23 protein-coding genes are annotated in these 24,268 nt (G+C 70.9%); 16 read left to right on the forward strand and 7 right to left on the reverse strand.

The genetic code is table 11. The features are described from left to right. Positions 1-44: 44 nt before the first annotated feature. Positions 45-890, reverse strand: a complete 846-nt coding sequence (locus FHX52_RS18565) for a hypothetical protein (RefSeq protein ID WP_141823880.1) — start codon at positions 888-890, stop codon at positions 45-47. 167 nt (positions 891-1,057) lie between these two features. Between FHX52_RS18565 and FHX52_RS18570 the strand changes: the two genes are divergently transcribed. Further along, entirely contained in the window at positions 1,058-1,396 is a 339-nt protein-coding gene (locus FHX52_RS18570; protein ID WP_141823881.1) for an MmcQ/YjbR family DNA-binding protein, read from the forward strand. A 235-nt stretch (positions 1,397-1,631) separates the two neighbouring features. Here the strand turns inward: FHX52_RS18570 and FHX52_RS18575 are convergent, their stop codons facing one another. Next, positions 1,632-3,110, reverse strand: a complete 1,479-nt coding sequence (locus FHX52_RS18575; RefSeq protein WP_281288034.1) for a wax ester/triacylglycerol synthase family O-acyltransferase — start codon at positions 3,108-3,110, stop codon at positions 1,632-1,634. A gap of 130 nt (positions 3,111-3,240) precedes the next feature. Between FHX52_RS18575 and FHX52_RS18580 the strand changes: the two genes are divergently transcribed. The 6 genes from FHX52_RS18580 to FHX52_RS18605 all read left to right on the forward strand — a co-directional run bounded on the left by FHX52_RS18580 (position 3,241) and on the right by FHX52_RS18605 (position 6,878). Continuing rightward, complete coding sequence (locus tag FHX52_RS18580) at positions 3,241-3,570, forward strand: hypothetical protein (protein ID WP_141823883.1); 330 nt, start codon at positions 3,241-3,243, stop codon at positions 3,568-3,570. Then, entirely contained in the window at positions 3,570-4,517 is a 948-nt protein-coding gene (locus FHX52_RS18585) for an FAD:protein FMN transferase (protein ID WP_141823884.1), read from the forward strand. The genes FHX52_RS18580 and FHX52_RS18585 overlap by 1 nt, the downstream gene beginning before the upstream one ends. Next, entirely contained in the window at positions 4,517-5,080 is a 564-nt protein-coding gene (locus tag FHX52_RS18590) for a ferric reductase-like transmembrane domain-containing protein (RefSeq protein WP_141823885.1), read from the forward strand. Before FHX52_RS18585 ends, FHX52_RS18590 begins: the two co-directional genes overlap by 1 nt. Next, positions 5,077-6,171: an NADH-ubiquinone oxidoreductase-F iron-sulfur binding region domain-containing protein gene (locus FHX52_RS18595; RefSeq protein WP_141823886.1), complete on the forward strand. Its 1,095-nt coding sequence runs from the start codon at positions 5,077-5,079 to the stop codon at positions 6,169-6,171. The genes FHX52_RS18590 and FHX52_RS18595 overlap by 4 nt, the downstream gene beginning before the upstream one ends. Further along, on the forward strand, positions 6,155-6,400 hold the full coding sequence (locus FHX52_RS18600) for a ferredoxin (RefSeq protein ID WP_185747379.1): 246 nt from the start codon (positions 6,155-6,157) through the stop codon (positions 6,398-6,400). The genes FHX52_RS18595 and FHX52_RS18600 overlap by 17 nt, the downstream gene beginning before the upstream one ends. 136 nt (positions 6,401-6,536) lie before the next feature. Next, the gene (locus tag FHX52_RS18605) at positions 6,537-6,878 is read left to right on the forward strand and encodes a YciI family protein (RefSeq protein WP_141824762.1); all 342 of its coding nucleotides are present in this window, start codon (positions 6,537-6,539) and stop codon (positions 6,876-6,878) included. Positions 6,879-6,893: 15 nt separating this feature from the next. Here FHX52_RS18605 and FHX52_RS18610 read toward each other — a convergent pair whose 3' ends face one another. Further along, the gene (locus tag FHX52_RS18610; RefSeq protein ID WP_141823887.1) at positions 6,894-7,418 is read right to left on the reverse strand and encodes a DUF4760 domain-containing protein; all 525 of its coding nucleotides are present in this window, start codon (positions 7,416-7,418) and stop codon (positions 6,894-6,896) included. Positions 7,419-7,697: 279 nt separating this feature from the next. On the opposite strand from FHX52_RS18610, the gene FHX52_RS18615 reads away from it, so the two are divergent. After that, positions 7,698-9,602: a CocE/NonD family hydrolase gene (locus FHX52_RS18615; protein WP_141823888.1), complete on the forward strand. Its 1,905-nt coding sequence runs from the start codon at positions 7,698-7,700 to the stop codon at positions 9,600-9,602. A 632-nt stretch (positions 9,603-10,234) separates the two neighbouring features. Beyond that, positions 10,235-10,435, forward strand: coding sequence for a hypothetical protein (locus tag FHX52_RS18625; protein WP_141823889.1), 201 nt, complete (start codon positions 10,235-10,237; stop codon positions 10,433-10,435). 327 nt (positions 10,436-10,762) lie between these two features. Here FHX52_RS18625 and FHX52_RS18630 read toward each other — a convergent pair whose 3' ends face one another. From FHX52_RS18630 to FHX52_RS18640, 3 genes are all read right to left on the reverse strand, one after another. After that, positions 10,763-11,143, reverse strand: a complete 381-nt coding sequence (locus FHX52_RS18630; protein WP_141823890.1) for a hypothetical protein — start codon at positions 11,141-11,143, stop codon at positions 10,763-10,765. Between the two features lie 63 nt (positions 11,144-11,206). After that, the gene (locus tag FHX52_RS18635; RefSeq protein WP_246070234.1) at positions 11,207-14,251 is read right to left on the reverse strand and encodes a glycine--tRNA ligase; all 3,045 of its coding nucleotides are present in this window, start codon (positions 14,249-14,251) and stop codon (positions 11,207-11,209) included. A 163-nt stretch (positions 14,252-14,414) separates the two neighbouring features. Further along, positions 14,415-15,437 carry a hypothetical protein gene (locus FHX52_RS18640; protein WP_141823891.1) on the reverse strand — a complete coding sequence of 341 codons (1,023 nt, stop codon included), beginning with the start codon at positions 15,435-15,437 and terminating at the stop codon, positions 14,415-14,417. Between the two features lie 112 nt (positions 15,438-15,549). Between FHX52_RS18640 and FHX52_RS18645 the strand changes: the two genes are divergently transcribed. The 7 genes from FHX52_RS18645 to FHX52_RS18675 are packed head-to-tail and all read left to right on the forward strand — an operon-like array spanning position 15,550 to position 22,950. Continuing rightward, on the forward strand, positions 15,550-16,554 hold the full coding sequence (locus FHX52_RS18645; RefSeq protein ID WP_221630662.1) for an amino acid--tRNA ligase-related protein: 1,005 nt from the start codon (positions 15,550-15,552) through the stop codon (positions 16,552-16,554). Next, a complete protein-coding gene (locus FHX52_RS18650; RefSeq protein WP_141823892.1) occupies positions 16,551-17,444 on the forward strand; it encodes a class I SAM-dependent methyltransferase in 894 nt (297 codons plus the stop codon). Before FHX52_RS18645 ends, FHX52_RS18650 begins: the two co-directional genes overlap by 4 nt. Next, on the forward strand, positions 17,441-18,595 hold the full coding sequence (locus tag FHX52_RS18655) for a cytochrome P450 (protein ID WP_141823893.1): 1,155 nt from the start codon (positions 17,441-17,443) through the stop codon (positions 18,593-18,595). Before FHX52_RS18650 ends, FHX52_RS18655 begins: the two co-directional genes overlap by 4 nt. Further along, entirely contained in the window at positions 18,592-19,950 is a 1,359-nt protein-coding gene (locus FHX52_RS18660) for an MFS transporter (RefSeq protein WP_141823894.1), read from the forward strand. The genes FHX52_RS18655 and FHX52_RS18660 overlap by 4 nt, the downstream gene beginning before the upstream one ends. A gap of 59 nt (positions 19,951-20,009) precedes the next feature. Next, entirely contained in the window at positions 20,010-20,969 is a 960-nt protein-coding gene (locus FHX52_RS18665; protein WP_246070365.1) for a S66 peptidase family protein, read from the forward strand. 5 nt (positions 20,970-20,974) lie between these two features. Then, positions 20,975-22,216 (forward strand): ATP-grasp domain-containing protein, encoded by a 1,242-nt coding sequence (locus tag FHX52_RS18670; protein ID WP_141823896.1) that lies wholly within the window; start codon positions 20,975-20,977, stop codon positions 22,214-22,216. A gap of 2 nt (positions 22,217-22,218) precedes the next feature. Then, entirely contained in the window at positions 22,219-22,950 is a 732-nt protein-coding gene (locus tag FHX52_RS18675) for an HAD family hydrolase (RefSeq protein WP_185747381.1), read from the forward strand. A 67-nt stretch (positions 22,951-23,017) separates the two neighbouring features. Here the strand turns inward: FHX52_RS18675 and FHX52_RS18680 are convergent, their stop codons facing one another. Then, positions 23,018-24,133, reverse strand: coding sequence for a carbohydrate kinase family protein (locus FHX52_RS18680; protein WP_141823898.1), 1,116 nt, complete (start codon positions 24,131-24,133; stop codon positions 23,018-23,020). Between the last annotated feature and the right edge of the window lie 135 nt (positions 24,134-24,268).

A 24,268-nucleotide genomic window follows, 5' to 3' on the forward strand; every position in this document is an offset into this window, starting at 1 on the left:
CTGACGGGCCTTCGAGTCGCTCGCTCCGGCCACGCTCCCTTCGGCTACGCCCCAGCCCGCGCCTCGGCGTCGTCGTCGGCGCGCTCGAGGAGCTCGCGCACCGCGGCGACGATCGTCCGGTCGAGCTCGACGTGCTGCTCCATCAGCCGGAGCAGCGTGCGAGCCGCGTGGGCGTTGCGCTCGTAGCCGGGCACGAGGTCGGCCAAGGGCAGCAGCTCGGCTCCGAAGCGCCGCTCGACCCCCCGGTCGACGGCGAAGAGATCCTGCTGCGGCCCGTTCCCCAGGCCGAGGAGGCCGAGGATCGTGACCCAGCGGTCGACGGCATACCCCTGGATGAAGCGGGTCGCCGTCAGGCGCTCGCCGCGCAGGTCGCGGTGCAACCCGACGTAGAGGTTGGTGATCGCCTCACCCACCTGCTCCCCGAGGCTCGGTGTGCCGGGAAGCGGCGCGGTGGGGGTGTCGAGGCCCGCGGGCGCGTCGGCGCGCTGCCAGTGCACTCGGCCCGGCGGGTAGCCCGCGGTCACCATGTCGCTGAGGGAGAAGACGGCATACTCCGCGAAGAGCCCGCCCACGAGCAGCGCCTTGCGGCCGACGGGACTGTTCTCGAACGACCACACGATCGGCTGCGCGGCCTCCAGCCAGCCGAGGTCGTCGAGGTAGCGCTGCCGGGCAGCGGCGTCGTCGACGACGACGAAGAAGTCGGCGTCGGAGTGCTCGTCGAGCCGGTGCAGGTCGCGCCCGACCGAGCCGAGCCCGAGCAGCGCCACGGCGTCGCCGCGGGCTGCGAGCACCGCGCCGAGGCGGTCGAGGAAGGCCATCAGCCGCTCGGGCATGCTGCCCGCGGCGGGGATGGTCGGGGTGGCGGGGTTGGGTGTGGGGTCGTCGGACATCCGTCGCTCCTTCGTCGGGTCGACGTTTCAGCCCGCCCGGCCCAGCGCCGTCGAGGTCGCGACACCGAGAGGGTATGCCGTCCGCCCGCCTCCGCGGAAGGGCTCGCGCGAGCGTGCTGCGGGGTCGCGCCGGTGCGGTGCGGTGGCGCTCGTGACAAGGTGGGATGGTGCCGGTGACCGTCGAGCAGGTGCGTGAGGTCGCGATGGGGCTGCCTCGGTCCTACGAGGTGCTCGTGCGCGACCGGGTGAAGTTCAGGGTGGGCAAGATCGTGTGGCTCGCCTTCTCCTCCGACGAGACGCAGATGGGCTTCGCCTTCCCCAAGGAGGAGCGCGACGTCCTCGTCGCGAGCGAGCCCGACGTCTTCCTCATGCCGCGGCGGTCCGACCTGCGCTTCAACTGGGTCGAGGTGCGCCTCGATGCGCTCGACGTGCAGCGGATGCGCGAGATCGTGCTCGACGCCTGGCGCATGGTCGTGCCGCAGGCAGTGTCCCTCGCGATGGGGTAAGCCGCGGTGGGGGGCCCCACCCCAATCGAAAGAGCACTTCGTCGGGTAGTTCAGCATTCCACCACCCGACGGATCGCTCTCTCGATCATGGGGTGGGCCGGCGGATCGCTCTCTCGATCATGGGCTGGGGCGACGGAGTGATCTCTCGGTTGCGCGGGGGGCCGGGCAACCCCAATCGAAAGAGCACTTCGTCGGGTAGTTACGCGTCCCACGACCCGACGGATCGCTCTCTCGATTACAGAGGGGTGGGCGACGGAGTGCTCTTTCGATTGGCTCGTCGTGTTCCGCTCCTCGAGCCGGCGCCGTGGGTCGCGGCCAGCGCGGTGAGCTCCTGCGCCACCGCCGCGATGAGGTCGTCGACGTCGGGCAGGGCGGTGGCGTCGGCGGTGATGCCGATCGTCATGCGTCCGTTGCACGTGACCATCGCGGTGCTGACCCGCACCTCCTCAGCGGTCGGAACCCAGGGGATCAGCTCGACGAGCCGGCTGCCGAGCAGGTGCTGCTCCGTCGCCGGGCCGCGCACGTTGGAGGCGACGAGGTTGACTCGGCCCTGTCCCGAGCGTCCGTACGCGCGGGCCCCTCGGGCGAGCAGCACGGCGGGGATGTGGTCGGCCATCCGCACGACGGCCGCCGTGGCGGCGGGCACCCCGCGCGCCTTCTGCTCAGCCGTTCGTGCACTGACGGCGGCCAGCCGGGCAACGGTGCTGTCGAGGTCGACCGGCAGCACGACGAACATCGCCGACGCGAGGTTGCCCGGGCGCAGGGGCCGGCCGGACTGTCGCGCGGCGTGCTGCTGGGAGGGGCGGCCCGACACAGGCACGATGGCGCGCACGACGACGGAGTCGACAGGTTCTCCGCGGCCCAGCAGGAAGCGCCGGAGCCCTCCTGCAAGTGCCGCGAGATAGAGGTCGTTGACGGTGGCGCCGGCCCCCTCGGCCGCACGTGCCAGCGGAGTCAGGTCGATCGACGTCCACCCCCAACTGCGTTGCGCCCCAAGGGGGCCCGTGAGCACCGACGGCGGGAGGTCCGGCACGAGCACCTGGCGCAGGCCGAAGCGGACCTGAGCGGCTCGGCGACCGGCGGCCCGCGGGTGGAGGGCCGAGCGGAGCAGCAGCCGCAGGGACCGCAGCGGCAGGAGGCAGAGCCACCGGAGGAGGTCTGCGACGAGCGCTCTCCGCGTCGGGGGAGGTTGACTGTCGCCTCCGGTGGGAGGGCGCGGGCTGCCCGCCGGAGGCGGGGTATCCGTGAGCAGGGCTGCGACGAGGTCGGATCCGCTCTGGCCGTCGACCATCGTGTGGTGCGCCTTGGCGACGACGGCCCAACGCCCGCCGGCCAGTCCGTCGACCTGCCAGAGCTCCCAGAGGGGCTGGTCGGGGTCGAGCCGCCGACCCATGACCTCGCAGACGAGAGCGCGCAGCTCATCGTCGCCCGCCTCACCGGGCCCGTCGAGCGTCACGTGGTGCACGCGGTCGGCCGGGTCGGACTCCGGCGCGTCGACCCAAAGCGGCCGCCCGAGGTCGAGCGGAATCGGCATCGCGCGCCAGCCGAGGCACGGCACCTGAGCCACAGCGGCGGCGACGTGATCACGGAAGGCACCGGGGTCGGGCGGCACTCCTTCGAGGACGAGCACCGAGCCGACGTGGAGCGACTGGATGCTGGTCTCCATCGGAAGGAAGATCGCATCGAGGGCGTGAAGCCGCTGCCGGCGAGGCACACCTCAGTCTTGCGGCACACGCTGCGCGGCGCAGCGGATCGCGCCGGACCTCAGGGTCAGGTCATCGACATCACACAGCACGGCCACAACCGGGGTGGCGACGGTGGAGACATTCCCGGAAGGAGTTCGCATGAACCCGTCACACCGTGCCACCCCCCGAGCCACCCCCCGAGCGCTGCAGAGGGCAAAGCTCTGGACCGCCGGCCTGCTCACCGCCTCGACCGTCCTCGTCGGCGCCGTCGGGGTCCACCTCGCTGAGGCGCAGACCCAGACCGTCGCCACGCAGACGGTGAGCCAGGTGTCCTCCAGCGGCTCTAGCTCGTCCGACACCAGCTCGTCCGACACGAGCTCATCGGGCTCGAATGCCTCCGACTCCGGCTCGTCATCGAGCGGGTTCGCCGCCGTGGCGCCTCTCGGCGGCTCGGCGGCCGGTGCCCAGAGCAGCTCCGGGGGGTCGTGATGAGCGCCCTGCCCACCCGAGAGGCGCTCGCGACCGTTCCCCTCGAGGCGTTCGGCACGACGAACTCGCTCGTCGTCACCCGTCCCGAGGTAGCGGGCGAAGCGGCGCGGATCGCCCTCGCCCACCTGGCTGACGTCGACCTCGCGGTGAGCCGCTTCCGGCCCGACTCCGAGGTGAGCCGTCTCGCGGCGCGTGCCGAGCACAACGCGGTGGATGCGTTCGTCACGACGACCTTCACGGCATACCTCGTGGCGGCTCTGCGTGCAGCGCGACTGACGGGCGGTCTCGTGGACCCGACGGTCGGATCGGCCCTCGTGGCAACGGGATACGACACCGACATCGCGCAGGTGCGAGGGCGTGGGACCTTCCACCGCACGCGCATCGCGGGCGTTCCACGGTGGCACTCCGTCCACCTCAACCCGTCGGCGCGGCGCGTCGAGGTGCCCCGTGGCACCCTCCTCGACCTCGGTGCGTCGGCGAAGGCCCACGCCGCCGACACGGTGGCCGCGATGCTCGCCGACGCGCTGCCGGGCGGCTTCCTCGTCAACCTCGGCGGCGACATCGCCGTGGCCGGTGAGCCGCCGCGCCGTGGCTGGTCGATCGGCATCGACGACGCCTCCGGGCACCCGCTCCAGGTCGTCACGAGCGTGGGCCAGGCCGTGGCGACGTCGTCGACCCAGCGCCGCGCGTGGCTCGGCGACGACGGTCCGCACCACCACATCGTCGACCCGCGCACCGGCCAGACGGCCGCGACGGTGTGGGCGCAGGTCAGCTGCGCGGGTGCCAGCAGCCTGGAGGCCAACGCCGCCTCGACGGCCGCGATCATCCTCGGCGAGGATGCTCCCGAATGGCTTGCGACACAGGGCATTCCGGCACGCCTCGATGCCGTCGACGGGCGCGTCGTGCGGACTCTCGGCTGGCCCGACCCCGTCGCGTGGGCTGCCTGATGAACGAGCTGCTCTGGTATGTCTCGCGCGCCACGGGTGTCGTCAGCATCGTTCTGCTCACCGTCGTGCTCGTGCTCGGCATGGTGACCTCGGGCCGCCGGAGCCCTCACGGCGAGTCGGCGACAGTCGTCGTCGCACTGCACCGGTGGCTCTCGCTCGGCATGGTCGTCTTCATGGTCGGCCACATCGCCACAGCGATCGCGGAGACCTACGTGTCGATCGACCTCGTGTCTGCTGTGCTGCCCTTCACGTCGGGCTACGAGCCGCTCTGGGTCGGCCTCGGCACGCTCGCCGTCGACATCATGCTCGCCGTGCTCGTCACGTCGCTGCTGCGTCACCGCCTCGCGGAGCGCACGTGGCGGCGGGTCCACGTGCTCTCCTACGCCCTCTGGCCGATGGCGCTCGTCCACGGCCTCGCCCTCGGCACCTCCGGCGAGCCGCTGCTGCGCGGCACGACCATCGCCTGCGCGGTGGCCGGGCTCGCTGCCCTCACGTGGCGCTGGTCCGGCACCCATCACGACCGTCAACGACGTCTCGACGTCGCAACCCAGGAGTGGTCATGACCCTCGCGCACCTGCTCGACTCCGCCGGCCTGACGGGCCGGGGCGGGGCCGCCTTCCCCACCGGCACCAAGGTCGCGGCGGCTGTCGCCGGCGCTGCCGACCTCGTCGTCAACGCCTGCGACGGCGAGATCGGCGCGGCCAAGGACGGCTGGGTCGTCGCCCACCACCTCGCCGAGCTCGTCGAGGGAGCCTCGCTCGTCAGCGCCCGCCGACCCGCCCGGTATGCCGCCCACCGGGGCTCCGCGACCGCCGCAGCCCTGCTGGCCGCGGGGCTGCCAGTGCTCGAGGCGCCTCCCCGCTACGTCTCGTCCGAGGAGTCGGCCCTCATCTCCCTCGCGCACGGCGGCCTTGCCCGCCCGATGACCAAGCGCCGGCCCTTCGTCCGCGGCGGCGCCGGCTCCGACGGGCGCCGCATCCGGCCGACCGTCGTGCTCAACGCCGAGACCGTCTGGCGGGTCAGCCAGGTCGCGCGCTTCGGCGCCGACTGGTTCCGCGCCCAGGGCACGCCGGCCGACCCCGGGCCGAGGCTCGTCACCCTCAACACGCCTACCGCGCGGGGCGTCGTCGTCGAGACGCAGGCGGGCGTGCCGCTCAGCCACCTGCTCCACCTCGTCGGCGGGCTTTCGCCGGAGGTGCCGGCCGTCGTCGTCGGAGGCCTCGGCGGGTCCTTCGTCCGGACGGCGGATCTGCCCGGCCTGCGGTGGTCGTCCGCCGACCTCGCGCAGGTCGGAGCCTCCATGGGGCCTGGCGTCATCGAGATCCCCCACCCCGACGACTGCCCCCTGCAGCTCGTCGACCGACTGCTGACGTATGCCGCGGGCGAGTCCGCCGGCCAGTGCGGTCCGTGCATGTTCGGTCTGCCGGCCCTCGCGGCTGACTGGCGGGCGCTCGGGGAAGCCGACCCTGCGGCATACGCCCGCGTGCGCGGTCGTGCTGGGCTGCTGCCCGGCCGAGGCGCCTGTCGCTTCCCCGACGGCATCGCCCGCTTCACGGCGTCGGCCCTCGACGCCTTCGCCGACCACATCGGCGAGCACCGGGCCGGGCGCTGCCCGACCCACGACCGCAGGAGTGCCCGTGTCCACGCCCGCTGACCACACCCGACGCCGCCTCGGACTCGCCGAGGAGACGACGCTGGCCGTCGACCGCATCGCCTGCACGGGGCACGGGGTGTGCGCCCAGCTGCTCAGCCAGGTGCGCCTCGACGAGTGGGGCTATCCGGTCGTCGACGACCCCGCGGTGCCCGAGCCCGACGCGCGGACGGCGATCCGGCACTGCCCAGCCCGGGCCCTCTATCTGCGCAAGGCTCCGCCTGCCACGTGACCTCCCCGTCGGTTGTCCGCACCGGACCGGGGTGGAAGGGCGGGCGACTCGCGCAGGAGTGTCGGATCCGGGGGGCGGCGTTCGTGGAAGAGGTGAAAGGCAGCCGGTGGAGGCCGCCTGGACAAGGAGTCATGGCATGACGCGGTATCTGATCTCGTTTCCCAGCAGCGCGATGGACGTTCCGCAGGAGGAGGGGCCTGCTGTTTCGGCGGACGCGCACGCGGTCATCAAGGACGCCAAGGATGCCGGTGTGTATCTCTTCAGTGGCGGGCTCGACGAGGCCGTGGAGCCCGTCCTCGTGGCCGGCGACGGGACGGTCACGAGCGGCACGTATCCGCAGACCAGCCAGCTCACCGGTGGGTTCACGGTGGTCGAGGTGCCCTCACGCGAGGCCGCCCTCGAATGGGCCGCGAAGCTGGCGACCGCCTGCCGATGTGCCCAGGAGGTTCGCGAGTTCGCATTCGACCCGCTCGCCTGACCAACCTGGACACGGTCAGCGCGGCGGGGTCGCCGCGTCCGTCCGAAGCCTCTGCGCCAGGTGCTCCAGCTCGGTGTACAGCAGGCGGCGATCTTGTGTGGCGCGCGCCCATTCGATGTAGGCCGTGTAACCCTCGGCAATACGCATGATCCGGCCGGCGGCGAGCCGCCTGACCGTCTCATAGTCATAGGTGTCGGTGGCCACGCCGACGGCCAGGAACTCGTAGTAGTTGAGGTAGTCAATGAGTTGGTTGCGAACTTCCTTGTCGGACAGGGCCGCCTCGCAGACCTCCTCGGCTGTGAGCAGGCCGCGCTCCTCGAACAACCGCATGAATCGAATCCGGCGATCATGCGTGGTCGCGTAGAACTCCACCGTGGCTTGTCGTCGGGCGCGACCTTCCGCCACCTGCTCGATTCGCTCGGACAGCTGAACCTGCCGTCTCAGGGCCCGCAGCTGGAGTGCGAACACCACGAAGAGGATCAGGTTCACCCCCACGGCTGCGCCGCCGATCACCAGTGACCACGACTCGAAACTGCTCAACGGGAGCCCCCTGGTTCACGTCCTCCGCCTGCACGGAAGCACCTTTCCGGTGACGTGACGATACTGCGATGACTATGGACCAGTGGGGATTAAGGGAATGCCAAGTCAACATCCTGCCCGGTCCCAGAAAACGCGTGAACTCACGACGAACACGGTTTCTTGTGTCATCGGTGAATCCGGATTCACCTCACGCCCCTTTCCGGCCATTTCGCCGCTACTTTGTGAAAGCCCCTCACCCCACCAGGAACATCGCCGGTTCCGGGGGCAGGAAGGACTCACATGAAAGCCAGGATCCTGGCCCTCGCCAGCTCACTCGCCGTGGTTGCACCGTTGGCCATCGGGACGCTGGGCGAGGCCAACGCGGCGTCGACCACCACCGACAATCCCCCGGTCTCGCTCGTCGGGGGCATGACGTCGCCGATGTACGACTACACCAACGCCATCCGAGAGACCGTCTGGGTCGACACCCCAGATCTCGACGGAGACGGCAAGACGGAGCGCATCGCCGCCGACATCATCCGGCCGCGCGAGCTCGACGGCACCGCACGCATACCGATCATCATGGACGCCAGCCCCTACTACCTCAGCCTCGGACGGGGCAACGACACCGAGTTCAAGGAGTACGGCACCAACGGCGACCCGACGAAGTTCCCGCTCTACTACGACAACTACTTCGTCCCGCGCGGCTACGCGTTCGTCGCCGTCGACATGGCGGGCACCGCCCGGTCCACCGGGTGCACCGACGAGGGCGGCCGTTCCGACATCGAGTCGGTCAAGGCCGTCGTCGAGTGGCTGAACGGCAAGGGCACCGCCCGCGACGCGAGTGGCGCCGCTGTCAACGCCGCGTGGAGCAACGGCAACACTGGGATGATCGGCAAGTCCTACGACGGGACGCTCGCCAACGGCGTCGCCGCCACCGGCGTCGACGGGCTGAAGACGATCGTGCCGATCAGCGCGATCAGCTCCTGGTACGACTACAACCGCTGGCAGGGCGCCGTGAAGTCGCGGCACTACGCAAGCAGCCTCTCGCGGACCATCGCCCAGCGCCGCACCATCCCGACGGACTGCTCGGCTCGCCTGGCCTCCATGGACGCCAACGACGCCGACGCCACCGGTGCCTACACGGACTTCTGGGCCGAGCGCGACTACCGCGCAGGCAGCTCTTACGACGCTTCGAAGGTCAAGGCGAGCGTCTTCGTCGTCCACGGCCTGCAGGACAACAACGTCAAGACGATGAACGCCTCGAAGTGGTGGGCCGACCTCGGCAAGCAGGGCGTCGAGCGCAAGATGTGGCTCACTCGCCTCGGTCACGTCGACCCGTTCGACAGCGACCGGCAGGAGTGGGTCACCACCCTGAACCGTTGGTTCGACCACGAGCTCATGGGCATCGACAACGGCATCGACCGGGAGCCGGCTGTCCGGGTCGAGACCGCCCCGAACCAGTTCGAGACGTCCAGGACGTGGCCGATCCAGTCCGCGCGCACGATGTCACTCAACCCTCGGGCGGACGGCACGCTGGCGCTCGGTTCCCAGGACCGCAGCACCGCCAGCTACGTCAACAACTCCCGCCTGAGCGAGGCCAACGCGGTGTCGCTGACCGCCAACCCGAACCGGTTGCAGTTCCTCACGGGGGCGACGACGCAGGACGTCCGGATCTCCGGCACGCCGACGGTCGACCTCGCCGTGGCGCATACGGCCCCGGTCGGCCAGGTCTCGGTGATGCTCGTCGACTACGGCGCGATGGATCGGGTCAGCGCTACCGGTGACGGCGCCCTGACCCTCGGGACGGAGTCGTGCTGGGGAGCATCGATCGCCACGGATGACGCCTGCTACAAGGACGTCACCCGTCGCCTGCAGAGCACCCAGCTGCAGGTGCTCGCTCGCGGCTGGGCCCGTCTCGACGGGGCCGGCCAGCACCAGGTCACTGTCGAGCTGGCCGCCAACGACGTCGTCGTCCCGGCCGGGCACCAGCTGGGTCTCGTCGTCAGTGGGGCGAGCAATGGTGTCATCGCCGTGGACGCCAGCGCGGGCACGTATGCCGTCGACTTGCGTTCCACACGGTTGAACCTGCCGGTCTCCGGCCCGATGAGCAGCTTCGCTCCCGGGCGCCTGACCGCCAAGGACACCGACGACCTGGCCCGCGGCACCCTGCCCGACCTCGACGCGATGCTCTGGCCCCGGTGATACGGCGCGCTCAGGCGGTGCGGGTTTCGTAGAGCGCCGCCCTTCAGAGCGAGCTGGCCCCACCCCGGACACCCCGGGGCGGGGCCAGCTCTTCGCCACTCCGGGAGTGATCGGGGCAGTTCGCGCCTCGGGCAAGTGCCTGCCTCGGGTCGCGGTCGCAGCTGCGTAGTGACATACGCCTGAGCGGCGGGACAATTCTCGGCATCACCAGGAGGTCGGCATGCAGACTCGCTCGTTCCCCTCTGTCCCGGATGGTCGCTCGCCTGCGGGGGCCGAGGTCCGCGTCCTCGTCGAGGGCGAGACCGGCAGCATGATCCACTCCACCGTCGCGCCAGGTCAGGTCAACCGAGCGACAGTCCATGCGACCGTGAGCGAGTTCTGGCACGTGCTCTCGGGCGAGGGTCAGATCTGGCGACGCGATGCCACCGGCGAGGAGACAACTGATCTCGTGCGAGGGGTGTCCGTCGACATACCGGTGGGGACGGCGTTCCAGTATCGTCTAGCCACGGCCACCCTCGTGAGGACGTGTTGACCTGGGAGCGTCAGCCTCGCATCCGAGAGGTCGCCCGTCGTCCGGTATCACCGGTTCTGGGCGTGTCTCTGTCCTTCAGCGCTCGAGGACGGAGGACGCCATGGCCACGCAGGACCAGAGACACCCCCAGGCCCACGACCTGGCCCCGGGGCCGCTGCCGCTTCCGGAGCAGGACTGCCGCGCCCTCTACTGCCCCGAGTGCGGCATGCCGACATGGGTGGAGTGGCGCGACATGGGCCACGTGAAGGTCCGCTGCTTCTCGCGGCACTGGTTCCTCATGCTCGACGAGCGGCTCCCCTGACAGACAGCGCAGACCCCAACGACGCAATCGAAAGAGCACTCCGTCGGGTGGTTGAATGCGTGATTACCCGACGAAGTGCTCTTTCGATTGGGTGAGGTGCCGCGCCCGTGATCGAGAGAGCGATTCGTCGGGTGGTGGAGTGGTGGATTACCCGACGAGGTGCTCTTTCGATTGGACAGTGGCCGACGGAGTGCTCTTTCGATTGGGTGGGGCACCCCACTCGCTGATCGAAAGAGCGATTCGTCGGGTGGTGGAGTGGTGGATTACCCGACGAAGTGCTCTTTCGATTGGACAGTGGCCGACGAAGTGCTCTTTCGATTGGGGTGGTCAGGGGTGGGGGCGGCGGAGGTGGTCGGGGGCTGGCATCCGGCGCAGGTCGACGCTCCAGAAGCGCACGACGAGGCGGTATGCCGCCCGCAACGTCACGTGGTGCTCGTAGCCTCCCTGCGCGGCGGGCACGACCTCCGACCGGGCCACCTCCGCTGCGCCCCGGACCGCGGCGTCGAGCTCTCGACCGTTGACGTGGAGCACGACCGCCCCGACGTAGGTGACGGCCACGAGCTCGTGCCCGCGGTCGGCATCGCCGGTGAGCAGCGTCCACGAGAAGGCGTCGCGCTCGTGGCGCCAGTCCTGCACCTGCGCGCCGCGCAGGTCGAGCGCCGCGAGCGTCAGGACGTCGACGGGCAGGTCAGGGGGTGTCGCGGTCACGACACCATCCTGATCCTCGACCCGTCGCGCCACGACCCCAGCAGCTCGAAGCAGAGACTCGCGTCAGAGGGCGAGCCAGTCGACCTCGCGGCCACCGAGCGCCGCCACCCGGGCGAGCAGCCCGAGCCGTGACGCCTTGACGGCAGGGTCGTCGTGCATGACGCGGATCTCGTCGAAGAACCGCTCGGCAGCAGCCGGCAGCGCGCCACCGACCGAGAACAGCCGCTCGACATCGCCCTCGTGGCCGGCCATCGCCTCCTCGATCGCGACGACGATCGACTCGAGCTCGCGCTCGGCGGGCTCGGCCGTGTCGGGCAGCGAACCGCCCTCCTCCACGGCGACCCCCGCAGGCAGGATCCGCATGCTGCGCTGGAGCGCCGCGACGATCGACCTGGCCCCCTCTTCCGCCAGCGACTCGCTGAGCACCGCGACGAGCTCGTCGGCCCGCGCCGGCCGGTCCGCGGCCGGCAGCACCGCGCGCACGACCGAGTGCAGGTGGCCGGCCTCGCTCAGCTGCTGCTCGTAGCGCTGCCGCACGAAGTCGACCGCAGCCTCCTGCACCTCGGCGCCCGTCTCGATGCCCTGCCGCGCAAGGCGATCGGCCGCAGCCCGCACCCCGTCGCGCACCGAGACCGCCGACAGCATCGGGAACCCCCGCAGCACGCGGACGAGACCGAGGGCCGTGCGACGGACCCCGAACGGGTCGGAGGTGCCGGTCGGGACGGACCCCACGGCATACATGCTCGTCAGCAGGTCGAAGCGGTCGGCGAGCGACAGGACGGCACCCGGCACGCTGCGCGGCTCGCCCGACGCCGACGAGCGCGGCATCTCCATCTCGGCCAGCGCCTGGGCGACGGCCGGGCTCTCACCGGCGCGGACGGCATACTCCTGCGCCATCGTGCCGGCGAGGCTCGACAGCTCGACGACCATCTGCGACGCGAGGTCGAACTTGCCGAGCGCGGCGGCGCGGCGCACCGTCTCGGCGTCCTTGTCGTCGAGGCCGTATGCCGCGGTGAACGTCTGCGCGAGGTCGGCGATGCGGTTGACGCGGTCGTCGAAGGAGCCGAGCCGCTCCTCGAAGGTGAGGGCGCCGAGGCGGCTGCGGAACTCCTCCGGCGAGACCTCGAGGTCGGCGCGCCAGAAGAACGCGGCGTCCTCGTAGCGCGCGCGGATGACGGACTCGTTGCCGGCGCGCACGAGGTCGGTGTCGTGCGGGCCGTTGGCGAAGGTGATGAAGTGCGGCAGCATGCGCCCGTCGTCGCCGACCACCGGCAGGTAGCGCTGGTGCTTGCGCATGACGGTGCGCAGGATCTGCGGGGGCAGGTCGAGGAAGCGCTGCTCGAACGACCCGAGGATCGCGCGCGGGTCCTCGACGATGTCGGTGATCTCGTCGACGAGGTCGCTCTCGCCGTCCACGTCGACGGTGCCACCCACCGACGCGGCGAGCTCCGTCGCGGCGGAGACGACGCGCTGCCGACGCTCGTCGCGGTCGAGGACGATGCCGGCGCCGGCGAGCAGCTCGCCGAAGCCGCGGGCGTCGCTCACCTCGACGACGGGCTCGTCGGCGGAGCGCAGCACGCGCGTCGACGTGCCCGACACGAGCGCGGAGACCGCGACGGGGACGTGGGTCGTGCCGAGGAGCACGACGAGCCAGCGCACGGGGCGCGAGTAGGACAGCTCGGGGTCGCCCCAGCGCATGTTGCGCTCGGCGTGCAGCGAGCGGACGGCAGCGTCGGCCAGGCCGGCGACGATCGACGGCGAGGTGCGCCCGGGCACGAAGCGCTCGACCGCGACGTACTCGACCCCGTCGGCATCGACGCGCGTGACGTCCTCCGGCGTCTTGCCCTGTCCCCGAAGGAAGCCGAGGAGCGCCTTCGTGGGCTCGCCGTCGTCGCCGTATGCCGCAGTGGCGCGCGGTCCCCGGACCGTCAGGGTGGTGTCGGCCTCGGCCTGCGCGACGTCCTCGACGGTGACGACGATGCGGCGCGGGGTCGCCTTGACGGCGACGGCACCGTGCTCGAGCGAAGTCGCCGCAAGCTGCTCCTCGACCGCGGCGCGCACCGACTCCGTCGCGCGGCGCACGTCGACGTGCGGCAGCTCCTCGACGCCGATCTCGATGAGGAGGGGCTGGGCCCCGGTGACCTCGGGGAGGGCGGCCGCGGTGGCGGGCGCAGGCGGGGTCCACTGCCCGAGCGGGAAGCCGAGCTCCTCGCGGCGCGCGACCCAGAGCTCCGACACCGCGCGGGTGAGGCGGCGCATGAGACCGAAGGAACGGGCGCGCTCCGTTGTGCTGATCGCGCCTCGCGCGTCGAGGACGTTGAAGGTGTGGCTGCACTTGAGCACGTAGCTGTAGGCCGGGACCGGCAGCGAGCGGTCGAGCATCCGCTGGGCCTCGTCGGCATAGAGCTGGAAGAGGCGGTGGTTCAGCTCGACGTCGGCGTCGTCGAGGTAGTAGCGGCTCATCTCGTACTCAGCCTGGGCGAAGACCTCGCCGTAGGTGACCGTGTCGTTGTACTGGATCTGCGAGAAGTGCCGGACGTTCTCGAGCGCCATGAGGATGCGCTCGAGGCCGTAGGTGATCTCGACGGCGATCGGGTCGAGGACGAGGCCGCCCGCCTGCTGGAAGTAGGTGAACTGGGTGATCTCGAGCCCGTCGAGCCAGACCTCCCAGCCGAGGCCCCAGGCGCCGAGCGCCGGTGAGGCCCAGTTGTCCTCGATGAAGCGGATGTCGTGGGCGCGGGTGTCGATGCCGAGAGCCTCGAGGCTCTCCAGGTAGATCTCCTGCGGGTTGTCGGGCGCCGGCTTGAGGATGACCTGGTACTGCGTGTGCGTCTGGAGGCGGTTGGGGTTCTCGCCGTAGCGGGCGTCGTCGGGTCGCACGCTCGGTTCGACGTAGGCGACCTGCCACGGCTCCGGGCCGAGGACGCGCAGCGACGTGGCAGGGTTCGCCGTGCCGGCGCCGACCTCGGTGTTGAACGGCTGCATGACGAGCGCGCCACGGCTGGCCCAGAACTCCTGGAGGCGCAGGATCGCCTCCTGCATCGTCGGCGACCCGGTTGCACGGTCGACGGCGGCGGGCAGGGTCGGGGGCTGGTGCACTGGCGTCATGTCTCTCATCCGGAAGGCGGTGCGTGGCGGGCGCGGGGCCGTAGCGACGGTCTGGTGCACGGTCAGCCCTGTAAGGGCGGGTCCGGGCGGCCACCACCCTAGTTGCCGAGACCCGTGCTCGCGCGCGCCGACGGGTGGGATGCGACCGATCGGGCTCCGGGATTCAGCCCATGCTGGCGGTCATCGCGGTCAGGCGCTCCACGTGCGCAGTCGCTGCTGCGACGGCCTCGAGATCGCCGAGCTCGCTGAAGCCCACTCCGAGGGGGCTGCTCGCCCTGCGAACCTCGAGCTCGCGCGTGATGGTGGCGCTCAGGTCCGCCGTCACCTCCGCAGCCGTGCCGCCGTGGCGCTCGACGAGGAGAGTGAGCAGCTGCCGGTAGCGCCCGCCGCGTCCGCGGGCGATGGGGCGTAACCCTTCGATGGCGAGCACGGCGCTCGCCATCAGGGCATCGCGAGCCATGAGGTCTCCCGAGCAGTGGTCGGCGTCAGCGGCGGGGGTGGTGAGGATGGGGTGCGCGATGCCATCCCGCGCCAGCAGGACCATGTTGACGCCGAACGCCACCTCGACAGCCACTGGCCGTGCGTCGCGCTCGATGACGATGACGTTGCCGACGTCCACGGAGCCACGCGATGACCTGATGGCGACGTTCGCGTTGCGCCCGGTCGTCCCGGGGAGACCGAAGACGTGCCGGAAGGGGGCGAGACGGGGGTCGTCGAGATCGAGGGCCCACCCGGCACCGGTGGCAGCGGTGACGAGGTCGCCGTCGCCGGGATGGGCTCGCGCCACGAGGTCGAGCGGCTCCGCGCTCCCCTCTCCGCGAGGCCCCCGGAGGAGTGTGCGCGCGAGGAAGTCGCTCGCGAGAGCGAAGGCCTCCTCGAGGTCGGCTGCCGGTAGGAGAGCGCCGAACGCGTGGAAGCTGCACCCATAGGGCGACACCGTGCCCGTGCGGTCGAAGTGGTCGAGGTTGCGCAGTCGCAGGGCGGGTTGGAGCAGGTAGGTGCGTGGCACCGGGACGACCTCGAGGGCCGGCTTGAGGACGCTGATGGTCGAGTTCGTGAAGCGGATCGACGGGTCGTGGCGAGAGATGACCGGCGCCCTGCTCGACTCGATGAGCCCGTGGGAGCGGCAGGTGTCCCGGAAGTCATCGAGAACGTGAATTGCTCTGTGCGTCAGAGGAATTGACAATTCAAACCTCAGTTCTGGTGAGCCTGGTGATGCCCAGGAATTTCGACGAGCGAAACGGGCAAGCCGCGCATACGCTACCCGGGCCCACCCAATCCGACATCAGGGGAGAAAAGTGACCAGCACCATTCCCGGCATCGCCGCAGATCGATTCCTCAGCATTCTGCGCGACCCCCAGACCCGCATGCTGGTCGACCTGCAGGACCTCGTGACCCGGACCACGACGGAGTTCTGGGCCCGTCGTGGCACGCGCAACATGCACCTGCCCATCACGACGAACTCGATCTCCAGCCCGATGGGGCTCGGCAGCGACAGCCTTCCGGTGAAGATCGACCTCTTCGGGCAGCCGACCTACCTCGCCGACTCCATGCAGTTCATGCTCGAGTACGGCGCACGGCTCTCGGACAACGGTGCGTGGTACCTCATGCCGAGCTTCCGGGGTGAGGACGCGGACGAGCGGCACCTCAACCAGTTCTTCCACAGCGAGGCCGAGATCATCGGCAGCCTTGGGGACGTCATGGGCCTCTCGGAGGCGTACGTTCGGCACATCACCGCGGCCGCACTCTCGGAGCTCGGTGACCGGCTCGCCGCCCTCACTGGTTCCGTCGACCACCTGACGGCCATGGTCGACTCAGCCCCCTTCCCTCGCATCACGCTCGACGAGGCGGAGCGGCTGCTCGATGACGACCCGGCCTCGGTGCGCCACGAGCCCGGTGGGTTCCGGGTCCTCACCGGTCGCGGGGAACGGCGCCTCATGACCGAGGTGAGCCCGTTCATCTGGGTCACCCACTTCGACCACCTGTCGGTGCCCTTCTACCAGGCGTACGGCGACGAAGCCCAGCGCACCGCGCTCAACGGCGACCTCCTCTTCGGCATCGGCGAGGTCGTCGGCTGCGGTGAGCGCCATGTCGACGGGGCGCAGGCCCGCCGGGCGCTCGAGCACCACGAGGTCCCGGAGGAGGACTACGACTGGTACATCCGAATGAAGGACGAGCACCCCATGCAGACGTCCGGCTTCGGTCTCGGTGTGGAGCGCTGGCTCATGTGGGTCCTGCGATCCGACGACATCCGCGACATGGCGATCCTGCCCCGCTACAACGGTGTCCGGATCGTGCCGTGACTCAGACGGCGATGAGCCACTGGGCTCGCGAGCTCTACGACTTCGAGCAGCACTGCGACGGCGCGCAGGACCGGGACTACCGCTCTTGGCAGCCGACGAAGTGGCAGTCGCTCGAGAGTCTTCGTGATCGCCTCGTCACTGAGTGCTGGAACGGCCGCCCCGGCCCGGACGCCACGGCGCTGGAGCTCGGATGCGGCTCGGCCACCCTGCTCATCCAGCTCCAGGAGCGGGGAGTGCATGGAATCGGCGTCGACTGCGACCCGGGCGCCCGGCAGCTGGCGCGCGTGGCGGCAGGCTCTCTCGGCGTGGCCGCCCCGGCGCTGGTGGACGCCGACTTCTTCGACCCGGGCGCTCTCGTCGACCTCCCGATGGCAGATCTTGTCTTCCACATCGGCGTCATCGAGCACTTCGGCGAAGAGGAGCAGCTCGAGTTCCTGCGGATCTCGGCGTCCCGGTCGCACCGCTGGGTGCTCATCGGTATCCCGAACGAGAACGGTCCGGTCTTCTCGGGCTTCCTCAAGGCCGTCACTGCGGCGGACGCGGTCTACGACCACGACCACCAGCACATCGACGTGCCGGCGCTCGTGCAGCGCGCAGGTTACCGGCTGGCCCGGGCTGACGGGCTGCACCTCTTCTACTCGACGCCAGACCTCTACACCCCCGGCGACCCGAGCCTGGATGCGCTCCACGACCTCCTGCGTGAGCGCCTCGTCGAGCTCGGTGGTGAGCGGTATGCCGCCTTCCCCCACCTGGCCTTCGAGGTGGGGGACATCCCGGTGCTGAGGCGGGTGGAGGAGTCCCTGACGTCGCAGCAGCGCTACGACGCCGCCTTCCTGCGCTACTACCTCATCGACATCCGACCGGATCTCGGCGAAGCGGCGGCGCCGTGAGCCTGGTCGAGGAGGCGGTCGCCGACCCCCACACGGCCTACGCGCGTCTCGCCAGAGAGGGGGACGTCGTCCACGACGAACCGTCAGGTTCGTGGTTCGTGCTCTCGGCGGAGCTCGTGCGGCGGCTCTCTCGGGATCCGCGCCTGCGGGCGCGCGGGGTGCCGGCCGCGGTGTCCGAGATGTCTCCGGGCTCCCCGATCATCGAGGTCGAGCACTTCCTCGGACGGTGGCTGGTCTTCTCGGACCCCCCGCTGCAGTCACGGGTGCGAAGGGCCCTCGCCCCCTGCCTCGCGCGTCCCGCGGTCGCCGCACGTCTCGTCGGACTGGCCGACGTGGCGCGCACCCTGGCCACGGACCTCGCGGCGCAGGGAGGCGACCTCGTCGCGGATCTCGCAGTGCCGCTCTCACGGCGCACGACCGCCGCGATCCTCGAGGCGACGCCGGAGGAGATGTCCGAGCTCGAGGAGTCCTCTGCCGCGCTCATCGACTACCTCTCCACGCCGGGGTTCGACGAGCCCGCGGCCGCACGCGCCGTGCACGCGATCGCTCGCCTCAGGGCGGTGTTCGAGGACGGCATGGTGCCCCGCGGTGGTCAGGTGGCTCGGGCACTGTCCGATGCGGCCGCGATCGAGGCTGGCATCGGGCCCGAGGATGCGGTCGCCGCCTGCGCCCAGCTGCTCACCGGTGCGATGGAGCCTCTGACCACAGCCCTCGTGGTCGCGAGCCTGTTGGCACAGGCGCTGCCCGCCGCCGCCGCCGACGATCCCCCCACGATCCGCGCGCTCGTCGAGGAGGCGTTGTCCACGGAGCCGCCGTTCCACTTCGCGCCGCGCGTCGCTGCGGCGGACTTCGAGGTGGGTGGCCAGTCGGTGAGCGCGGGTGACCGGGTGGTGCTCAACCTGCTTGCCGCCAACGCTGACCTGCGCGGCCGCTGCCCTGCCGGTGCCGTGCCTGATCACCTGTCCTTCGGCAGCGGCACCCACTTCTGCCTCGGCGCGGCGGCAACCCGGCTCCACCTGGAGTCGGTGCTGCCGGCGGTCATCGGCACCGGGGTCGCGAGACGCATCGACCTCTCCGAGGTGGGCCGCCGCCCGGCTTTCGGTGCGACAGCTTTTGCGCACGTGCCCGTTCGAGGCGGGGCGGCCCGATGAAGAACGTCGTCTCGTCTCTCGACAGCCTCGGGCCCGGAGCCCGCCGTCTGCTGATCGCGTCCGCGCTCAACAACCTCGGCACCGGCCTCGTCCTCCCGTTGCTCGTCGCCTACGTCACCCTGGTCCTCGACCTCGACGTCCGGGTCGCGACGACGGCTGTGGCCGTGACGTCCGTCGGCGTCGCCGTGGGCGGCCCACTCGCTGGCTGGGGCGCGGATCGCTTCGGACGTCAGCGCGCGATCACGGCCGCCCTCAGCGTGTCGATGCTCGGCACTCTCGGGTACAGCGTCGCGAGCAACATACCGACGATCCTCGCCGCCGCCGCCCTGCTGGGGCTGGGTCTTGGCGGCAATGCCGTGTGGTTCACCCTGCTCGCCGAGTCCGTGCCGTCCGTGCTCCGGCCACGGGTCTTCGGCCTCAACCTCCTCGCCGTCAACGCATCGATCGGCTTGGGCGGCCTGATCTCTGGTCTCATCGTGCGCGGGCTCAGCGAGTCGAGCTTCCGCCTCCTCTATCTCGCGAACGCGGTGACCTTCGTGGCGGCGCTCGCCCTCATCCGGTCGGCGATTCCCCTCGTCAGGGCGGCCCGTGCCGCCCCCCGGCCCGTCGCGGTCCATGCCGGTGGCGTCGAGGAGCTGGCTCCGGTGCCGTCGCGCGATGACTCGGCGGCCGCTGACACGTCTGCGGTCGACGAGGGGTCGGTGCGGCCGGAGAGACCAGAGGGATCGACGGGCTCCACCTACTGGGATCTGTTGCGCGATCGCCGACTCGCCCCGGTGCTGGCTCTCGTCGCGCTGTCCTTCACCGTCGGCTACAGCCAGCTCGAGGGCGGCATACCGGCAGCCCTCATCGGTGGCCGGCACGTCTCACCCACCCAGCTGGCCATCGCCTTCGGGGTCAACACGGTCGCCGTGATCGTGTCGCAGATGGTGCTGCAGTCTCGCCTCGAGAAGGCGTCCGCCCGGACCAACGCGATCGCGATCGGTCTCATCTGGGGACTTACATGGGTGTGCACGGCAGCCGCCCTCCGCGCCGACGCCGGAACCCCCGCCCTGCTCTGGCTCGCGCTCGGGCTCATCGTGTTCGCGGTGGGAGAGTGCGTCTTCGGCGTCACCGTTCCGGTGCTGGTCAACTCACTCGTCGACGACGACTCACGCGGCCGGGCGAACGGCCTCTACTCCGTGATGATGTCCATCGGCTTCTTCGTGGGTCCGCTGCTCGCCGGTCAGCTGCTGGTCGAGGGCTCCGCACTGCTCATGGCCGTCACCTTCGGCGGAGCGTGCTTCGCGGTGGCAGTGCTGGCCGCACTGGTGGTGCCGCGCGATCGCCTCGACCGGTTGGGGGAGGCTCGGTGACGGTGACGGTGGCGCCACGGGCGCCCGTGCTCCCGCGGGCGCTCCGTCCGGGAGACCTCGTGGCCATCGTCTCGCCAGGGTCAGGCCTCGCCGGGCAATTCCCGGCGCGCCTCGCTTCTGGACGAAAGGCATTGCACGAGATGGGTTTTCGCACGATGCTGAGCGCGCATGCACGGCATACCGGGAGGTGGGCAGCAGGAACCGCACAGGAGCGGGCGCGCGACCTCATGGACGTCTTCGCAGACCCCGAGGTGCGTGGTGTCATCACGGCGATCGGGGGCCGCGGCACGGCCGAGGTGCTCGAGCACGTGGACTACGGCGTCATCGCCGCGAACCCGAAGGTCTTCTGTGGCTACTCCGACATCACGTCGCTCCACAGCGCCATCGCTGCCGAGACCGGGCTCGTCACGTTCTACGGTCCATCCGTCCTGATGGAGTTCGGGGACACACCAACCCCCTTCCCGGAGACGGCTGACGCGTTCCTGCGGGCTGTGGGTGTGCCCGGGCCGCTCGGAGAGATCGCCGCCCAGTCCGACATCGTGGTGGAGGGCACCGACTGGGAGGCGCCGCATCAGCGGCGCCGAGTCCCGGCCCCCACCCCCCGACTCGTCCGGCCCGGGTGTGGCTCCGGCCCTCTGGCCGGCGGGTGCCTGCCCGTCGTCACCAGCCTCATCGGAACGCCGTGGGAGGTCCGGGCCACCGGAAGCGTCCTCGTGCTCGAGACGCCGCAGACGCCGTACGTCATGGACGCCGCCCGAGCCGACCTCTGGCACCTCAGACAGGCGGGCCACCTGTCCGACCTTGCCGCGCTCGTCGTCGGCTGGCCGTTCGCACTTGAGCAGGTTGACGACCTCGCAGAGATCCTCGACGACGTCGTGCCGCCCGAGGCCGACTACCCGGTGCTGCTGGGCCGGCCCGTGGGTCACACCAGCCCGATGACCACCCTTCCCCTGGGAGTGTGCGCCCGCGTCGACGGCGCCACCCTCATGATCACCGACACCGCCACCCGAGGAGCCTGAAGAAGATGCACGTGATTGCCTGCCGTTGGGACGAGGTCGCGCTGCGGTCGATGCTCTCGATCCCTGGGGTCGAGGTGACGCTCGTCATGGACGAGTGGGAGTTCGCCAACCGCCGGCTGGCTCCGGAGCTGCTCGAACGAGTACGCGCTCAGCACGTCGTTCCCAGCTTCACCGACCTCGGGGCGCTCTCGGCGCTCGCCGCGGCGTTGGGTCGGCAGGAGCCGGCCGTCGGGGCGGTCTTCAGTCTGGCGGAGTACTCGCAGCTGGGTGCGGCCTACCTGGCGCAGGCGCTGGGTCTCGCCGAGCCTGAGGTGCGCACCAGCATCCGCGTGCGCGACAAGGCCGCCATGAAGGCCGCCGCGGTCGCTGCCGGAGTGCCCTGCGCGCGGCAGCGGGTGGTCGAGGACCGTTCCGCAGCGGGTCTCGACCGCATCGGTGCCGAGCTGGGCTGGCCCCTCGTCCTCAAGCCGCTCGACGGGATGGGCACCGTGGACACCTGGGTCGTGACCGACAGCGACGAGGCTGCGAACCGGCTGCTCAACGCTCCCGAGACGCTCATGATCGCCGAGGAGTACGTCCGCGGTGAGGAGTTCCACGTCGATGCGGTGTGGATCGAGGGGGAGGCGATGGACTTCAGCGTCGGGCGCTATCCCGTTCCTCGGGTCCAGATCGTCGACCCCGGTCACCTCAACGGTTCGGGCATGCTGCGCGAGGCCGAGCACGAGCGGTTCTACTCCGAGCTGCGGGATCTCTCTGCTCGCGTCAACGCGGCCATCGGCGTGCACACAGGCATCACTCACACGGAGTTCTTCCTCACCGAGGCCGGCTCCTGGGTCTTCTCTGAGGTCGCGACACGGCCCGGTGGCGGTGCGATCCCAGAGATGTTCGCCTACTTCGGCGACGACCTGCGCTCGCGGTGGCTCCTGTCGGTGCTCGGTCGGGGAGGCGATGTGCGTCGCGACGAGCAGGGCTCGCCAGTCTTCGGCTGGGGGAACTACGCTCCGTCGGCGGTTGGGCGTGTGAGCCGCGAGCCCGACGAGGCGGCCCTGCGCTCCCTGCCCTTCGTCGTCGACGTCAAGCCGGGCCATCGGGTGGGCGACACCGTCCACGCCGTCTTCCCTTCGCTCTGGTCGTGGCAGGTCGTCTTCGGTGCGGACACGTGGGAGGAGTTCCTCGAGCGCATGGTCGAGGTCGAGCGGCACGTGTCCTTCGAGCTGGAGCCCGCCGGCGGCGACGCGGGGGCGTGAGCATGGACCACGCCAGGGAGGCGCTGCGTCGGGCGCGGGCCTGGCTCTTCGACTTCGACGGAACCCTCACCGACTACCACGTCGCGGACGCACAGGCGCTGAGCTCACTCCGGGAGAAGCACTTCGCCGCGGTCCCCGCGGAGGAGTTCACGGTCCGCGCACACCGTGCGCGGACGGCCTACTACGGCCTCGCCCGCGCCGCTGGGCCGGGTGCGGGCCCGGAGGCTGGAGCGCGTGCCGGGCTGGACGACTTCCGGGTGGGATCGCTCCTCGAGCAGGAGGGCAGGGCCGGCGATCCCGCCGTGGTGAGCCACTACCAGGCAGCACTGCGCCAGGCCACGGTGGCTGCCCCGGGCGCCGAGGCGCTGCTCGGGGCGCTCGCGAGCAGGCTCCCCGTCGCGGTCGTCTCGAACGCCTACGACGTCGAGCCCCAGCGTTCGCGGGTGGTCGCGACCGGCCTTCAGAGCCTGCTCTCCGACGTCCTGATCGCGGCGGAGGTCGGGCACTTCAAGCCCGACCCCACCCTGCTGCTGATCGCGGCAGAGCGGTTGGGGGTGCCTCCGTCTGCGTGCGTCTACGTCGGGGATTCGGTGGACTTCGATGTGGTCGCCGCCACGGCCGCGGGAATGACCTCGGTGCTCGTTGCGGAGCAGGGGAGTCCGGAGGCGGACGTCCACGTGACGAGCCTACGGGCGCTGCACGACCTGGTGCGTGGGCTGGGCATCACCGACTGACGGGTGTTCGAGCGCCGGAGAGCCGCGCGGCATACGCAGTCGGCGGCGCGAGGTCAAGGCCCGAAGCTCAGTCGAGCGCCGGCACGTCGGCCCGGCGGGCGATCGTCGCGCTGGCGCGCCGGCACGCACTGACGGGCACCCGCGGCACGATGTCGTCGAGGAAGGCGAAGCGGCGCCGCAGGGAGCGGTGGTAGGCGTCGCCGCTCGCGTCCGAGACGAGTGCCGTCCACCAGTCGGAGAGGTCGCCCCACCCGGGGGCCGCGAGCGAGCCGCCGTACTGCTGCAGAGCGAGCCCGGCGCAGAGGCTCGCGAAGGTCATCCGCTGTTCGAGCGGCCACTCCGCGAGGGTGCCGACGAGCAGGGCCGCCCCGAAGACGTCGCCGGCGCCTGTCGGGTCGACCTCGTGCACCCGCAGCGACGGCACGCGCGCCTCCTCGCCGGTGCGAGCGTCGATGCCGAGGGCGCCGTTGGCGCCGTCGGTGACGATGGCGACGGGCACGCGGTCGGCCAGCGCATAGACGGCCTCGAGCGGAGAGGTCGTGCCGGTGTAGGCCATCGCCTCGACCGCGTTGGGCATGAAGACGTCGACGCGCGAGAGGCGCTCGAGCACGTGGATCGGCCACTGCTGCAACGGATCCCACCCGACATCGGCGAAGACGAGCGACCCCTGGGCGCGGGCGACGTCGACCCACGTCGACGAGCCGCCGAAGGCCTCGTCCTCCGCGAGGTCGACCATGACGGCCCGCGAGCGCGGCGGGGTGCCGATGAGCTCGCTCGCCGACACGGGCGCCGGGTGCCCGTGCGAGACCATGCTGCGGTCGTGGTCGACCGACATCGAGACCGTCACCGGACTGTGCCAGCCGGCGAAGCGCCGGCTCCGTGCGAGGTCGATGTGCTCCTGCTCCTCGAGGGTGCGCCAGCAGAAGTCGCCGTAGTCGTCGTCGCTGAAGGCCGCCGCCAGCGAGGTGCGCAGGCCGAGGCGGCGGGTCGCGACGGCGAGGTTCGCGATGCCGCCGGGGCACGAGGCCAGCCCGTCGGCCCACACCTCCGTGCCGGGCTGGGGCGCGTGGGGCAGTCCGGCGAAGATCATGTCGAGGAAGACGGTGCCCCACACGAACACGTCGAGCTCCGGGTCGGCGGCGGTCCGCCGCCCCGCGAGCGGGTCGAAGCTGTGGTGCGGCACGCCCCCATGATCGCGCACCCGCGAGCCCTTGACGTCAGGATTACCGAGGCCCCGCTCGGACGCCGTCCGTCACATCGAGCGCATATGCCGCACAACGCCGCAGACCATGCCGCCCCCGCCGAGCGCGTATGCCGC

The organism is Humibacillus xanthopallidus (genome assembly GCF_006717145.1).
GTDB classification, from domain to species: Bacteria; Actinomycetota; Actinomycetes; order Actinomycetales; family Dermatophilaceae; genus Humibacillus; species Humibacillus xanthopallidus.